The organism is Kaistella sp. CFF1-2, from assembly GCF_059509915.1.
The window spans coordinates 273436-288082 of the sequence record NZ_JCAKLF010000001.1 but is presented as its reverse complement, the minus strand read 5'-3'; the positions used below and the strand labels follow the sequence as shown (position 1 = coordinate 288082).

The window sequence follows — 14647 nt, the reverse complement described above, 5'->3', positions numbered from 1 at the left end:
CCTCTTGGATTTTCTAAGAGGGTTTGTTTTTTTAGAAGCATTTATTTGTTATTTTTGAATTATGATTAAAGCGAAAAATATTCATAAATTTTACGGGAATTTAGAAGTTCTAAAAGGGGTTGATGTCCACATTAAAGAAGGCGAAGTGGTGTCTATTGTAGGAGAATCGGGTGCTGGAAAGTCAACACTTTTGCAGATTTTGGGCTCTTTGGATTCGCCAACGAACCCCAATCAATACAAAACGGAAATCGCGATTGCAGGAAACTCGTTTGTTAATATGTCTGATAAAGAATTATCAAAATTTCGAAATCAAAATATTGGCTTTGTTTTTCAGTTTCATCAGCTTTTACCAGAGTTTACGGCATTAGAAAACGTTTTGTTGCCGACTCGTATTGCAGGAAAGAATGAAAAAGAATCTATGGAAAAAGCATATACTTTTTTTGAAGATTTAAAAATTGCAGATCGCTTGCACCACAAACCCAATCAACTTTCTGGTGGTGAAGCGCAACGAGTTGCCGTTGCCAGAGCTCTAATCAATTCCCCAAAAATCATTTTTGCAGATGAACCAACGGGGAATTTAGATTCTAAAAATGCGAATGATTTGCATCAATTGTTTTTCGATTTACGAGACAAGTACAATCAAACTTTTGTGATTGTAACGCACAATAAAGAATTAGCAGAAATCACCGATCGAAAATTGGTGATGAGCGATGGTTTGATAGTTGAATAATGAAAACTTGGAAATTTTTATTTTGGATTTTTGCGTTCCTTTTTTCAGGATTTTATGCCTATGAAAGCATTTCAAAGGAAGATAAAATAATTTCAAATGAAATTTCAAACCAGGAAATTCAAAAGATTTCCAAATTCGTAGAAAATTTAAAATACCAACAAGATTTTGTTTTTCTCATTGATTTCAAAAAACCTTCAAACACGTATCGATTCTATATTTATGATTTGAAAAAATCTGAAATTTTAGAAAAAGGAATGGTTTCTCACGGTTCGGGTTCTCAAATAAAAGGTTCTTCAAACCTTAAATTTAGCAATATTGAAGGTTCCTATCAATCTTCTTTAGGGAAATATGAAATTGCAGAAAAGTATTCAGGAAAATTTGGGAAGTCATACCGTTTAAAAGGTTTAGACGCTTCCAATTCCAACGCAATGGAACGTGCTATTGTTTTACACTCGCTTGATTGCGTTCCCGATTCTGAATTGAAAACTCCACTGTGTTTAAGTTTGGGATGTCCCATGGTTTCGCCAAAATTTCTCGATACTTTAGAGTCTTATATTGAAAAATCAAAGAAACCTGTGATTTTATATGCGTTTTATTAAGTAACTTTAGAGAACCATGAGCCTTAAATTTCTTGCCCAAGATGATCGTCCTCGGGAAAAATTTCTTTCCAAAGGAAAACTAGCAGTTTCGGATTCCGAATTGCTGGCAATCATTATGGGAAGCGGAAATAGGGAAGAGTCGGCAGTAGAATTGGCAAGACGGATTTTGCAATCAGTTGGAAATAATTGGAACCAACTTTCGGATATGACATTGAATGCTTTAATGACTTTTAAAGGCGTTGGTGAAGCCAAAGCAATAACCATCGTAGCTGCCATGGAAATCGGAAGACGAAAAAGTTTGCAAGAAATTCCTGATAAGCCCCAAGTTTCGTCATCAAAAGATGCTTATGTTTTGTTGAAATCCTATTTGGAAGACTTACAAACTGAAGAGTTTTGGGCGTTGTTTTTGAACCAATCAAATAAAGTGATTCATACCGAAAAGCTTACTCAAGGCGGAATTACGCAGTCGGTTGTAGATGTTCGCATTTTGTTTAAAGTTGCTTTAGAAAAGTACGCAACAGGAATTATTGTTGCGCATAATCATCCAAGTGGAAGTTTAAAGCCAAGTTCAGAAGACAAATCAATTACGGAAAAGATTTCCGAGGGCGGGAAAATTCTAAATGTTCAACTTCTTGATCATTTAATTATTACGAGATCTGCTTATTTTAGCTTTAATGATGAAGGTTTACTATGATTAGAAAATTCCATCGTTCCGAAATTTCGGTCGAAAAATATCAAAAATGTATTGCTGAAAGCGTCCAAAACTCAGATTTTGTAGGGCTTGAATTTTTAGATTTGGTTGCCGATAAAAACTGGTTTTTGCTAGTTTACAACGATTATGAAGCCGTGATGCCCGTTTATTTTAAAGAAAAATGGGGATTCAAAATTGTTCTGATGCCGATGTTTGCTTCTTATTTTGGTGTTTTTTCAAAAGTAGATTCGACGAAAATTAATCAACTTTTTGTGAACGAGTTGCGTAAAATGTCTTTTCTACATTATTACGCTTTCAATCCCGAAAATAAATTTGAAGAAGATTTAGATCAGAAAGTTTCTTATAAAATTTCCAAGGACAAGTATGAAGTAGTTCAAGCTAAATATTCAAAATCACGAAAGCGAAATGTGAAAATTCCAGATTCGGAGAAGTCAAAGATTCAAATTGAAGAAAATTCAAATCCCAGTTCTTGGCACGAATTTCTTCTTGAAAATGGAAAAAATTCGCACAGCGAAAGCGGAAAACAAAAACTTCTTCAATTAGCAAATTCTTTGTTTGATGATGGAAATTGCTATTCAATTGGAGTTCAGTATAATGAAATTCCACAATCATATGCTTTGTTGTTTCAAGGGAAATCAACGATTTATTTATCACTTTTTGTGAATAATGAACGTTTGGAAAACAAATCTATTCCCTCGATTGTGATCGATAAAATTCTTCAAAAACATTGTGAAGAAATCAATTTTGATTTTTTTGGATCTTCCATTCCAAAAGTTGCCGAATTTAATGAACGTTTTGGTTCAGAAAAGTATTCGTATTCTTTTATTCATCAGGGTATTAGAAAGATGCTTTTCAATTCTGTTTTTAGAATTTTCAAATTCTAATTTAATTTTCAAATGAACGTACGTTTTTGGTCGAATTATTAGATTTCTCACCGCATTATTTGTAAATTTGCACTCTTTTAAGAGATGAGTTTTAGTTTCGAAAATATTCTTCCATATGCATTTGCATTGTTGCTTGTGATTCCATTTTTGGTTTTGCTAAGACAATTCGTGTATACGTATATTTCGATGAAAGAAAAAGAGCTAAAAATGCTCTCTCAAGGAAACTCGTTAGACGGAAGAACGCAAGCTTACGAAAGAATGACTTTGTTTTTGGAGAGAAGCAAACCTGCAAATTTGATTACTCGTTTAGATCAAAATTTGGCAGCACATGAGTTTGTTTTCCTTGCTACAAAAAGTATTCAGGAAGAGTTTGATTACAATGCTTCGCAACAATTGTATTTAAGTAAAGCGAAGTGGAATGATGTTTCGCAAGCCAAAACAAAACTGGTTAACCTAATACATTCAACGTATGAAGGAATGGGTGAGAAGCCAAATCTGAAAGACTATAAAGCCGTTTTGTTAATGGCTTATATTAATGAAGGAGATTTCATAAATCAGGTTTTAGAAGATCTGAAATTGGAGTTTTTAAGAACGAATTTGACTAATTAATAATAAATTACAATAAGTAACAACGCAATGATACCAAATTTTAAAGCACATCCATGGCATGGAATTTCTGCAGGAGAGGATGCACCAAAAAAAGTAAATGTTTTTGTAGAAATCGTTCCATCAGATACGATTAAATATGAAGTAGATAAACAAACAGGATATCTTAAAGTGGACAGACCACAACAGTTTTCTAATATTATTCCTGCGTTATATGGTTTTGTTCCTAGAACATATTGCCACGACGAAGTAATGAAATTGGCAGTTGAATCTGGAGCGGATGACGTAACGATGGGAGATAATGACCCATTGGACATTTGCGTTTTGAGTTCGCACACGATTCACTCTGGGGGAATGTTAATGGAAGCTATTCCAATCGGTGGATTCAAAATGATTGATAAAGGAGAAGCGGATGATAAAATCGTAGCTGTAATGGTTGATGATCACGCGTTCGGTCACTTTAAAGACATTAATGAATTGCCATTAGCGGAAGTAAAAAGATTAATGCATTACTTCTTAACGTACAAAAATTTACCGGATGAGCCTGCAAAATGCCGTATTCAAGAGGTTTACGGCGCAGAACACGCAAGAGAAGTAATCAAAGCTTCGCAAAAGGACTACGCAGAAAAATTCGGAGGATAATCTTCTGATTTTTTATCATATAAAAGACGATCTTTTTAGGTCGTCTTTTTATTTTTTACCATTATTAGGGGATTATGGTTAAAAATTCATAAAGTTTTTTTAATTTTATTTAATTAACACCTAAATAAAATTAGATATGGATCTATTCATTTTGATTCCAATTTTCGGATTGGTGGCCTTACTTTACACTTTTATACAAAGCAATTGGGTTTCTAAGCAAGATGCAGGTAACGAAAAAATGCGCACAATTAGTGGGCATATTGCAGATGGAGCCATGGCTTTCTTACGAGCAGAATACAAAATTCTGATGTATTTTGTTATTGTAGTTGGTATTTTATTAGCCGTGATGGGAATGTCAAACGAGCATTCGCATTGGAGTATTGGTTTAGCATTTGTCATTGGAGCGGTTTTTTCAGCTTTAGCGGGATTTATCGGGATGAAAATCGCAACCAAAGCCAATGTTCGAACTGCCGAAGCAGCGACAACATCCCTTTCGAAAGCTTTAAAAGTGTCTTTTGCAGGAGGTTCCGTAATGGGAATGGGTGTTGCAGGTTTAGCGGTTCTAGGTTTAGGAGCGCTATATTTAATCATTAAACAAATTTTTGCGCCAGAAGCAGCAGCAAACTCTGTTGAAATGGGAAGAACGATTGAGATTCTTACAGGATTCTCTTTGGGAGCCGAATCCATTGCGTTGTTTGCGAGAGTTGGTGGTGGTATTTATACAAAAGCAGCCGATGTTGGCGCTGACTTAGTTGGAAAAGTAGAAGCAGGTATTCCCGAAGATGATCCACGAAATCCAGCTACAATTGCGGATAACGTTGGGGATAATGTAGGTGATGTTGCAGGTATGGGAGCTGATCTATTTGGTTCGTACGTGGCAACGGTTTTAGCAACGATGGTTTTGGGAAGAGAAACCTTATCTAATGATAGTTTTGGTGGTTTTGCACCGATTCTTCTTCCCATGTTAATTGCCGGATTTGGAATTCTATTTTCAATTGCGGGAACATTCTTAGTAAAAATTAAAGATTCAGATTCGAATACGGCTGCTGTTCAAAATGCTTTAAACCTAGGAAACTGGGGAAGTATTATATTTACTGCGATTGCATCATATTTCTTAGTAACCTATTTGTTGCCAGAAAAAATGGAACTTCGTGGTGTAGAATTCACTCGAATGGGCGTTTTTGGAGCTATTATGGTTGGTTTATTAGTCGGAACTTTAATGTCGATTATTACAGAATATTATACGGCAATGGGAAAACGCCCTGTTTCTAGTATCGTAAAACAATCGTCAACAGGACATGCAACCAACATTATTGGTGGTTTATCAGTTGGTATGGAATCTACTTTACTTCCAATCTTGGTTTTAGCAGCGGGAATTTACGGTTCGTATTTGTGTGCAGGTCTTTATGGTGTTGCGATTGCAGCGGCAGGAATGATGGCTACAACGGCGATGCAGTTGGCTATTGATGCATTTGGACCGATCGCAGATAATGCCGGTGGAATTGCAGAAATGAGTGAACTACCAAAAGAAGTTCGTGAAAAAACAGATATTCTAGATGCGGTTGGTAACACAACAGCAGCGACAGGAAAAGGATTTGCCATTGCTTCCGCAGCTTTAACGGCTTTAGCATTATTTGCAGCGTTTGTGGGTATCGCAGGAATTGATGGTATTGATATTTATAGAGCTGATGTTTTGGCGGGATTGTTTGTTGGAGCGATGATTCCATTTATTTTCTCGTCTTTAGCAATTACAGCGGTTGGTCAAGCGGCTATGGCGATGGTTGAAGAAGTGAGAAGACAGTTCCGCGAAATTCCAGGGATTCTAGAGGGAAAAGCAAAACCAGAATACGACAAATGTGTCGCAATTTCTACAGATGCTTCTATTAGAAAAATGATGCTTCCGGGTGCAATTGCGATTATTTCGCCTTTGTTGATGGGGTTCATTTTTGGTCCTGAAGTTTTAGGAGGCTTCCTTGCAGGAGCAACCGTTTCGGGTGTATTGATGGGGATGTTCCAAAACAACGCTGGTGGTGCTTGGGATAATGCTAAAAAATCATTTGAAAAAGGAGTAGATATCAATGGAGAAACGTTTTATAAAGGTTCAGATCCGCATAAGGCTTCAGTGACTGGTGATACCGTTGGTGATCCATTTAAAGATACATCAGGTCCGTCAATGAACATTTTGATTAAGTTGATGTCAATCGTATCGTTGGTTATTGCGCCAACTTTAGCCACGATGCATAAAGATAAAATTGAAAAAAATAGAGCTGAAAAACTTCATCAATTACAAACGATTGGTCTTGGTGGAGCAGTACTTGTTGCGCCAACAGAGACGAGTTCTGTAGATGTTAGTCAAACCGTTGCTCCTATCGGAACTGTAAATGCGGACGGCGATTATGTTTACGAAATGGGAACCATGAAAGAAATCAGCCTTCCTAATGGTAAAAAAATTCTTTTAGGAACGACGAGTCAAATGACCGAATTGTACACTGGAATTAAAGGTAAAGATCAAAAATTGTTAAGCAATGAAAATTGGTTCACCATTGAAAATTTGTTCTTCAATTCGGGAAGTAGTGATTTGAAACCTGCTTCTGAAGAGAATTTAAAAAACTTAGCTGAAATTATGGTTGCTCACCCTGATTTGAATGTAAAACTTGGTGGGTATACCGATAACACAGGAAATGAAGAAAGTAACTTGACTTTGTCAAAATTAAGAGCCGAAACCGCTAAACTTCGTTTAATGGAATTAGGAGTAAATGCAGATCGAGTAACAACCGAAGGTTTTGGATTGCAATTTCCAATTTGTCCTGAAAATGAAACAGACGAATGCAAAGCTCAAAATCGAAGAATTGATGTTCGAGTAACCAAACTATAAACAGAAGCCGACTAACAGTCGGCTTTTTTTATGCTAAAATAATGGTAGAGAAGTAGTTAAATTTTTACTTCAAAACGGTTTTCTTTTTACAAGAATATTCCCTATTTTTGACCTATGGAAAATTTCATCGTCTCTGCAAGAAAGTACCGTCCACAAGAGTTTGATACTGTTGTTGGGCAGTCGCATATTACAGATACTTTGGAACATGCGATAGAATCTAATCAGATTGCGCAAGCGCTTCTTTTCTGCGGGCCTCGTGGTGTTGGTAAAACAACTTGTGCTCGTATTTTAGCTAGAAAAATTAACGAAAAAGACGGTTCAACGTCTGAAGATGGTTTTGCATATAACATTCATGAACTCGATGCTGCTTCGAATAACTCGGTGGAGGATATTCGGAATTTAACAGATCAAGTTCGTTTTGCACCTCAAGTTGGAAAATATAAAGTCTATATCATTGACGAGGTTCATATGCTATCTACGTCGGCGTTTAATGCTTTTCTTAAAACATTAGAAGAACCGCCTGCGCATGCTATTTTTATTTTAGCAACAACGGAGAAACATAAAATTATTCCGACGATTTTGTCGCGTTGTCAGATTTATGATTTCAAAAGAATCGTAATTGAAGACATTCAAGATCATTTAAAGAAAATCGCCGATAAGGAAGGAATTCTTTATGAAGATGATGCTCTATATTTAATTGCTCAAAAAGCCGATGGAGCGCTTCGTGATGCTTTATCTATTTTCGACCGATTAACAACGTTTTCTCAGAAAAATATTACGTTAGCAAAAACGGCGGAAGTTTTAAATATTTTAGATTACGATCAATATTTAAAAATCGTTGATTTGGCAGCAGAAAATAAAATTCCAGAAGTTCTTACCGCTTTTAATGATATCGTTAAAAAAGGGTTTGATCCTCATATTTTTATTGCAGGTCTTGGAAGTCATTTCCGTGATTTGATGATGGCTCAGAATCCAGCTACTTTGGCTTTAATTGAAGTTGGAGAAAATACAAAGTCAAAATTCGCACAACAAAGTCAGCTTTGGGCGCCGCAATTGGTTATTGATGCAATTGAAATTTGCAACCATGCCGATATTCATTACAAAGCTTCTAAGAACCCTCGTTTAACAGTGGAAATTGCATTGATGCAATTGTCTAGTCTTCGAACGAATCCTGACGCTCAAAAAAAAAAAAGTTTAGCATAATTGCTCCTTTTTTACGAAATGAAGCTGCTTTAGTCCGAGAATACAAAGAACCTCAGAAAAAAGTAGAGCCGAAGCCGTCTGTGGTTATTCCTGAAAAAGAGGAAGTTAGAATCAAAAAAGTCAGTCAACCAATTGGGCAAAAACTGTCGATTTCGCGCTTTAATATTGGTAATGCTTTGAGGGAAAAAGAAGTTGTTAAAGAAGAAGAGACAACCATTGAATCTGGAAAGGAGCTCCCAAATAATCATTTTACACAACTCGATTTAGAAAAAGCTTGGTCTTTGTATTTACAAAACTTGCGAGATCAAGATATGGTGGTTTATAGTGCTGTAAGCGGCTTTACCATGCATAAAATAGATCAAAATACGATCGAAATTCGATATCCATCGGATTCGGCGAAATCGAAATTCGAAAAAATACAAGCCGAATTTTTCAACAAATTCAAACATAAAGTAAATCATTTTAATTTAGAAATAATTTTCAGTTTAGATGTTGCCTTGAAGAAAGAAATTGTGACGAAGAAAACAATCTTTGAAAAATATTTAGAAATCAACCCATTACTAAAAGATTTAGACGATTTAGTAAAGTTTGATTTCTCCTAAAAATTATTTTACTTTGTATAGAATTTAGTACTATTTAATAGAATTTTTACAATGCAGATAGAAAAAACAAAGGAATTGAAAGATCTTAAAAACGATTGGATCAACGAATTCCCCAATCCGCTAATCATTGCAGGACCATGTAGTGCGGAGAGTGAGTCTCAAATGTTGGAGACCGCTAGAAGAATCAAAGAATCATCAGCTGATGTTCCTGTCTTTCGTGCAGGTATTTGGAAGCCAAGAACGAAACCAAATGGTTTTGAAGGCGTTGGCGTGATTGGACTTAATTGGTTGAAGAAAGTAAAAGAAGAATATGGTTTTAAAACAGCTACGGAAGTTGCGAATGCGCATCACGTTTTTGCTGCTTTAGAAGCGGATGTTGATATTTTATGGATCGGAGCACGTTCTACGGTAAACCCGTTTACGGTTCAAGAAATTGCAATGGCTCTAAGAGGAACGAACAAACCAGTGTTGGTTAAAAACCCTGTAAATCCAGATTTAGCTTTATGGATTGGTGCTATGGAGCGTCTTTTAGGTCAAGGAATTGAAAACTTGGGAGCAATCCACAGAGGGTTTTCATCGTACCAAAAAACGAAATACAGAAATACACCAAACTGGCAAATTGCAATTGATTTCAAAAATCAATTTCCAAATATTCCAATGATCGTGGATCCTTCACATATTTGTGGAAATAGAACTGGTCTTGCGGAAGTTACACAAGAAGCGTTGAATGTTGGTTACCAAGGTTCTATGATCGAAACGCATTCTAATCCAGATGAAGCGTGGAGTGATGCTGCACAGCAAATTACACCTGAGGTTTTGAGTCAATTGGTTTCTAAATTAGAAGTTCGTAACTCGAATACACATGGATACGAAAGTGATTTAGATAAGGAAAGAACGTTGATTTCGGATATTGACTTTCAATTAATTGAATTGCTTTCTAACAGAATGAAAATTGCTGAGAAAATCGGTACGATTAAAAAGGAGAATAACATCACCATTTTCCAACCGGAAAGATGGAAAGTGATTACGGAATATGCTACAGCAAAAGCTCAAGAAACAGGAATGTCTCAAGACTTTATTGAGAAGGTTTTCAAAGCGATTCACGAAGAATCTATCGAGGTACAAAATGGTATTATGATCAATAAATAATTGGGCTTGAAAGGCTTAGTCATAAAATCTACAGGAAGTTGGTATCAGGTCTTAGAACTTGATACCAACACTGTTTTTGAGGCCCGTATTCGTGGGAAATTCAAACTAATAAAAACGAGATTAACCAATCCTTTGGCGGTTGGCGATCGAGTTGAGTTTAGTTTGGAACAAGACGATGTTGCTTGGATCACGAAAATTGAACCCAGACAAAATTATTTAATTCGGAAATCTGTAAATCTTTCAAAAGAGGCTCATATCATTGCGTCCAATATTGATATTGCTTGCTTTATTTACACGTATAAATTTCCAGAAACGTCTTTAGGTTTTCTAGATCGATTTTTAGCGTGTTGTGAAGCGTACAATATCAAACCGTTGATTTTATTTAATAAGATTGATACATTGAATGAAGAAGAATTGGAAGTTGTTGAGTTCGTTCAATCGATTTACGAGCAAATTGGATATGAAACGTTGCAAACATCTTCGTTTTCAAAAGAAAATTTAGATATTCTTCAATCGAAAATAAAAGATCAAGTTTCTGTATTTTTTGGACATTCAGGATGTGGAAAGTCAACATTAGTTAATGCTTTACAACCGGAATTGAATTTAAAAACTGGTGAGATTTCTGATGTTCATTTAAAAGGAAAACATACGACAACCTATGCTCAAATGCATTTTTGGGATTTTGGAGGAAGCGTTATCGATACACCTGGAGTCCGCGAATTTGCCATGATTGATGTTGAGAAAGAAGAAATTCAACATTTCTTTCCAGAGATTTTTACAAAAGGAAGATCATGCAAGTTTCACAATTGTTTGCACATAAATGAACCCAAATGTGCGGTTTTGCAAGCGGTCGAGGAAGATGAAATCCAAGAAAGTCGCTATATGAATTATATCAAGTTGATGGATGAGGCAGAAGAAATGAATGCTAAATAAATTTAATATCATTATAAAAGTTAGAGTCGAAATTTTTGTTTCGACTTTTTTTATATGATTTTCAGCGATATACGCATAAAAAAACCCAGCCTAAGCTGGGTAAAAACTAATAACCATGAAAACTCAAATTAAACATGAGAATCAATTAATAATTAGCAACTAGTATGCCAAAGTGACATTGAGCTCTACATGTGTGAATTTCCATAGCAAATATACAAACTATTTCTTAATTTTGCACAACAAAAATTTAAAGATTATGGCAGGAAACATCACCTTTACGATGATTAAACCGGATGCGGTTGAGGATAAGCACATTGGAGCAATCCTTGGTAAAATTACAGAAGCGGGATTCAATATCAAAGCTTTAAAATTAACTCAATTAACGGTTGCTGATGCAAAGAAATTTTATGAAGTTCACGCAGAAAGACCTTTCTATGGGGAGTTGGTAGAATTCATGAGTAGAGGTCCTATCGTTGCAGCTGTTCTTGAAAAAGACAATGCTGTTGAAGATTTCAGAACATTAATTGGAGCGACTAACCCAGAAAATGCTGCGGAAGGTACAATCAGAAAAATGTTCGCTAGAAGCGTTGGAGAAAATGCAGTTCACGGATCAGATTCTGATGAGAATGCGTTAATCGAAGCTTCTTTCCATTTTGCAGGAAAAGAGATTTTCTAAGAAAATTGGTTTAGAATAAAGAAAGTTCGGAGAATCTCCGAACTTTTTTTTATTGCTTTATATTTGGTGTTGAATTAAATCTTCAACAATTCAATCATGCTTTCTGGATTTTCAGCAGAGAAAACAGCGTTTCCAGCAACCAAAACATCGGCACCAGCATTAAATAGCTTTGATGCATTATCTAAATTAACACCGCCATCAACTTGAATTAAAGCAGTTGAGTTGTTTGCTAAGATTAAATCTTTGGTCTCGCTAATCTTTTTGTACGTGTTTTCAATGAATTTCTGACCTCCAAATCCTGGATTCACACTCATCAATAAAACCAAATCAACATCTGCGATAATGTCTTCTAACATTAAAACGGGAGTTGCAGGATTCAGAACGACACCTGCTTTTGCTCCTTTACTTTGAATTTGATTAATAACTCTGTGCAAATGCGTACACGCTTCGTAATGAACCGAAACCAAATCGGCACCAGCATCAATAAATTCTTCAACATATTTTTCTGGTTCTACAATCATCAAATGCACGTCAACGAATTTCTTCGCGTGTTTCTGAACTGTCTTCATTACTGGAAAACCGAACGAAATATTGGGTACAAATCTTCCGTCCATGACATCAACATGGAACCAATCTGCTTGAGATCGATTTAGCATTTCGATATCGCGTTGCAAGTTTCCGAAATCCGCTGATAAAAGGGAAGGAGCGATAAGTTTTGTTTTCATTTTTACTTCTTATTTAGATTTTTATTAGATTCTAGTGGTATTTTAATTTCATTGTTGGTTTAATTTTCAGCAAACTTTCGTAAATCAGTTTGATGACGTTTCCAACATCTTCTTTAGAAACCATTTCAACCGTTGTATGCATGTATCGAAGTGGAAGCGAAATTAATGCACTTGGAACACCGCCGTTAGAATGCGCAAATGCATCCGTATCCGTTCCCGTAGCTCGACTAGCTGCCGCTCTTTGAAAAGGAATTTTATTTGCTTTAGCTGCATCAATAATCAATTCTCGAATGGTATGGTGAACGCTTGGTGCGAAAAACACAACCGGTCCATCACCGCATTTTTGGTCACCTTCTTTCTTTTTATCAATCATTGGTGTTGTTGTATCGTGCGTAACGTCCGTTACAATAGCAATGTTTGGCTTTATTGTATCAGCGATCATGTCAGCGCCATAAAGTCCTACTTCTTCCTGAACGGAGTTGGTAATATACAATCCAAAAGGCAACTTTTTCTTGTTTTCTTTCAGCATTCTAGCGACTTCAGCAATCATAAATCCACCAATTCGGTTATCTAATGCGCGGCAAACGAAATAACGATCATTCAATTCGAAAAACTCATCTGGATACGTAATCATGCATCCAACATAAATTCCCAAATCTTCAACTTCTTTTTTGGTCGTTGCTCCGCAATCGATAAAAATATTTTCAATTTTAGGGATTGGTTCGTTTTGATTAGCTCTTGTATGAATAGCTGGCCATCCGAAAACACCTTTTACAACTCCTTTTTCACCGTGAATGTTGACTACTTTCGATGGGGCAATCGTTTGATCGGAACCACCATTTCGAATCACATAAATCAATCCATCATCGGTAATATAATTCACATACCATGAAATTTCATCAGCATGTGCTTCGATAACGACCTTGAATTCGGCTTCAGGATTGATGACACCATAGCACGTTCCGTAATTGTCCACTTCAATTTTGTCCACATAGGGCCGAATGTAATCCATCCATATTTTTTGCCCGTTATGTTCGTATCCTGTTGGAGATGAAGTGTTTAAATAATTTTTAAGAAATCTTTCAGAATTTTTAGTTAGTTTCATAGAAAGGGAATGATTTTTGCGGTTTGAGAACCAAAATAACGAAGGTAAAAGTAATGAATTTTAATAAGTTTTGTTTCATCCTTTTCATCACTTCTTCATCAATCTTAAGTGCGCAGACAGAAAAAGAAGATTTTAAGACGCTTAGTCAGTATCCAGCCGATAGAATTAAGGTAGATGAGTTTGGCAATCGTTATGTTTATGATGCAGCGCAAAAAGCGAAGATTTATGAGATAAATGGGGAAACTGTCGTGGTTTTGGATGAATTAATCTTAACAAGTAAACCTGATTTCAATAATCAACTAGATCGTAATTATTATTTCTTTTTAAATAAAAAACTGAATCGTGTGTATCCGTTGTTTTTAATGGCATTGCAACAATATCGAGATTTGCAGGTAGAATTAGCCGCAATGGAGGGAAGTGATAGAAGGAAATTTGCCAGACAAAAACAAGCTGAATTGGCATCGGAATATGAGAGTAAATTGCGCGATTTAACGACTTCTGAAGGGCAAGTTTTTGCTAAATTAATGAATCGTGCAACGGGAAAAACAGTCTACGAAATCATCAAAGATCTTCGTGGTGGTTTTAGCGCATTTTGGTGGAATGTTAAAGGGAATATCGCAGATGTTGATTTGAAAGAGCCCTACGATCCGCACGAAAATAGAGTAGATGCTTTTGTAGAAAATCTGCTACAAAGTAACTGGAATCTCGGTTATCTACAACCTTACGAGGGTTATCAAGATTTTAAAGTCCGAAAATAATACAGAACTACAAGAATTGCTCTTGTAGTTTTTTGTATACAATTTGATCAACAGGAAGTTCAAAGGGATTTTCTTGGAAAATAGGAACCCACTCAACACGTTCAATACAAGGATCAAGAATTAATAAATCTTCCGTGCTTTCAACTTCCATTAAATAATAGATGGTCAAAAGTTGCTCGTTTTCTCGAAAGCGAGATTGCACGAAATCTTCTTGCGTATAAAAATGAGTAGCTGATTTAAGTGTCAGATTCAATTCTTCTTCCAATTCACGAGCGAGACATTGGACTGTTCCTTCACCAAATTCGAGTCCGCCACCAGGAAGTTTGGTGAGATAATTTCCCGCATACTCTTCATGTAAAACCAATACGGATTGGTCTTTTAAACAGACTCCATAAACACGAACATTGAATCGATCAATCATTTTTTGAAATTTGAATTCTAAACGAAT

At 35.9% G+C, this 14647-nt stretch carries 16 protein-coding genes; 13 read left to right on the top strand and 3 right to left on the bottom strand.

Annotation, left to right across the window (positions count from 1 at the left end; translation table 11 throughout):
- Nucleotides 1-61: 61 nt before the first annotated feature.
- From AC5XHR_RS01345 to AC5XHR_RS01290, 12 genes are all read left to right on the top strand, one after another.
- Nucleotides 62-730 (top strand): ABC transporter ATP-binding protein, encoded by a 669-nt coding sequence (locus AC5XHR_RS01345; RefSeq protein WP_495948975.1) that lies wholly within the window; start codon nt 62-64, stop codon nt 728-730.
- On the top strand, nt 730-1329 hold the full coding sequence (locus tag AC5XHR_RS01340) for a murein L,D-transpeptidase catalytic domain-containing protein (protein ID WP_495948974.1): 600 nt from the start codon (nt 730-732) through the stop codon (nt 1327-1329). The genes AC5XHR_RS01345 and AC5XHR_RS01340 overlap by 1 nt, the downstream gene beginning before the upstream one ends.
- A gap of 16 nt (nt 1330-1345) precedes the next feature.
- Complete coding sequence (gene radC / locus AC5XHR_RS01335) at nt 1346-2023, top strand: RadC family protein (protein ID WP_495948973.1); 678 nt, start codon at nt 1346-1348, stop codon at nt 2021-2023.
- Nucleotides 2020-2925 (top strand): hypothetical protein, encoded by a 906-nt coding sequence (locus AC5XHR_RS01330; protein ID WP_495948972.1) that lies wholly within the window; start codon nt 2020-2022, stop codon nt 2923-2925. The genes radC and AC5XHR_RS01330 overlap by 4 nt, the downstream gene beginning before the upstream one ends.
- Before the next feature lie 84 nt (nt 2926-3009).
- Nucleotides 3010-3534 carry a DUF7935 family protein gene (locus AC5XHR_RS01325; protein WP_495948971.1) on the top strand — a complete coding sequence of 175 codons (525 nt, stop codon included), beginning with the start codon at nt 3010-3012 and terminating at the stop codon, nt 3532-3534.
- A 27-nt stretch (nt 3535-3561) separates the two neighbouring features.
- Nucleotides 3562-4173, top strand: coding sequence for an inorganic pyrophosphatase (locus tag AC5XHR_RS01320; protein WP_495948970.1), 612 nt, complete (start codon nt 3562-3564; stop codon nt 4171-4173).
- A gap of 136 nt (nt 4174-4309) precedes the next feature.
- Nucleotides 4310-7048: a sodium-translocating pyrophosphatase gene (locus AC5XHR_RS01315; RefSeq protein ID WP_495948969.1), complete on the top strand. Its 2739-nt coding sequence runs from the start codon at nt 4310-4312 to the stop codon at nt 7046-7048.
- A gap of 114 nt (nt 7049-7162) precedes the next feature.
- Nucleotides 7163-8251 (top strand): DNA polymerase III subunit gamma/tau, encoded by a 1089-nt coding sequence (gene dnaX, locus AC5XHR_RS01310; protein ID WP_495948968.1) that lies wholly within the window; start codon nt 7163-7165, stop codon nt 8249-8251.
- 80 nt (nt 8252-8331) lie between these two features.
- Nucleotides 8332-8853: a DUF8439 domain-containing protein gene (locus tag AC5XHR_RS01305; protein WP_495948967.1), complete on the top strand. Its 522-nt coding sequence runs from the start codon at nt 8332-8334 to the stop codon at nt 8851-8853.
- A 51-nt stretch (nt 8854-8904) separates the two neighbouring features.
- A complete protein-coding gene (locus AC5XHR_RS01300; RefSeq protein ID WP_495948966.1) occupies nt 8905-10002 on the top strand; it encodes a chorismate mutase in 1098 nt (365 codons plus the stop codon).
- 6 nt (nt 10003-10008) lie between these two features.
- The gene (gene rsgA / locus AC5XHR_RS01295) at nt 10009-10935 is read left to right on the top strand and encodes a ribosome small subunit-dependent GTPase A (RefSeq protein ID WP_495948965.1); all 927 of its coding nucleotides are present in this window, start codon (nt 10009-10011) and stop codon (nt 10933-10935) included.
- 256 nt (nt 10936-11191) lie between these two features.
- Nucleotides 11192-11611, top strand: coding sequence for a nucleoside-diphosphate kinase (locus tag AC5XHR_RS01290; protein ID WP_495948964.1), 420 nt, complete (start codon nt 11192-11194; stop codon nt 11609-11611).
- A gap of 74 nt (nt 11612-11685) precedes the next feature.
- On the opposite strand, the gene rpe is transcribed toward AC5XHR_RS01290, so the two are convergent.
- Nucleotides 11686-12336, bottom strand: a complete 651-nt coding sequence (gene rpe / locus AC5XHR_RS01285) for a ribulose-phosphate 3-epimerase (protein ID WP_495948963.1) — start codon at nt 12334-12336, stop codon at nt 11686-11688.
- Between the two features lie 31 nt (nt 12337-12367).
- Complete coding sequence (gene chrP / locus AC5XHR_RS01280; RefSeq protein WP_495948962.1) at nt 12368-13441, bottom strand: chryseobasin maturation metalloprotease ChrP; 1074 nt, start codon at nt 13439-13441, stop codon at nt 12368-12370.
- Between the two features lie 53 nt (nt 13442-13494).
- Here chrP and AC5XHR_RS01275 point away from each other — a divergent pair, with 53 nt between their 5' ends.
- Nucleotides 13495-14199: a DUF4294 domain-containing protein gene (locus AC5XHR_RS01275; protein ID WP_495948961.1), complete on the top strand. Its 705-nt coding sequence runs from the start codon at nt 13495-13497 to the stop codon at nt 14197-14199.
- A 7-nt stretch (nt 14200-14206) separates the two neighbouring features.
- Here AC5XHR_RS01275 and AC5XHR_RS01270 read toward each other — a convergent pair whose 3' ends face one another.
- Complete coding sequence (locus AC5XHR_RS01270) at nt 14207-14620, bottom strand: NUDIX domain-containing protein (protein WP_495948960.1); 414 nt, start codon at nt 14618-14620, stop codon at nt 14207-14209.
- Nucleotides 14621-14647 lie beyond the last annotated feature (27 nt).

Bases quoted from the DNA above. Each gene is read 5' to 3' on its own strand.
- AC5XHR_RS01315 (WP_495948969.1), top strand. From the start codon at position 4,310: ATGGATCTATTCATTTTGATTCCAATTTTCGGATTGGTGGCCTTACTT.
- AC5XHR_RS01290 (WP_495948964.1), top strand. From the start codon at position 11,192: ATGGCAGGAAACATCACCTTTACGATGATTAAACCGGATGCGGTTGAG.
- AC5XHR_RS01270 (WP_495948960.1), bottom strand. From the start codon at position 14,620: ATGATTGATCGATTCAATGTTCGTGTTTATGGAGTCTGTTTAAAAGAC.
- AC5XHR_RS01340 (WP_495948974.1), top strand. From the start codon at position 730: ATGAAAACTTGGAAATTTTTATTTTGGATTTTTGCGTTCCTTTTTTCA.
- AC5XHR_RS01320 (WP_495948970.1), top strand. From the start codon at position 3,562: ATGATACCAAATTTTAAAGCACATCCATGGCATGGAATTTCTGCAGGA.
- AC5XHR_RS01275 (WP_495948961.1), top strand. From the start codon at position 13,495: ATGAATTTTAATAAGTTTTGTTTCATCCTTTTCATCACTTCTTCATCA.
- dnaX (WP_495948968.1), top strand. From the start codon at position 7,163: ATGGAAAATTTCATCGTCTCTGCAAGAAAGTACCGTCCACAAGAGTTT.
- AC5XHR_RS01325 (WP_495948971.1), top strand. From the start codon at position 3,010: ATGAGTTTTAGTTTCGAAAATATTCTTCCATATGCATTTGCATTGTTG.
- AC5XHR_RS01345 (WP_495948975.1), top strand. From the start codon at position 62: ATGATTAAAGCGAAAAATATTCATAAATTTTACGGGAATTTAGAAGTT.
- radC (WP_495948973.1), top strand. From the start codon at position 1,346: ATGAGCCTTAAATTTCTTGCCCAAGATGATCGTCCTCGGGAAAAATTT.
- AC5XHR_RS01300 (WP_495948966.1), top strand. From the start codon at position 8,905: ATGCAGATAGAAAAAACAAAGGAATTGAAAGATCTTAAAAACGATTGG.
- chrP (WP_495948962.1), bottom strand. From the start codon at position 13,441: ATGAAACTAACTAAAAATTCTGAAAGATTTCTTAAAAATTATTTAAAC.
- AC5XHR_RS01330 (WP_495948972.1), top strand. From the start codon at position 2,020: ATGATTAGAAAATTCCATCGTTCCGAAATTTCGGTCGAAAAATATCAA.
- rpe (WP_495948963.1), bottom strand. From the start codon at position 12,336: ATGAAAACAAAACTTATCGCTCCTTCCCTTTTATCAGCGGATTTCGGA.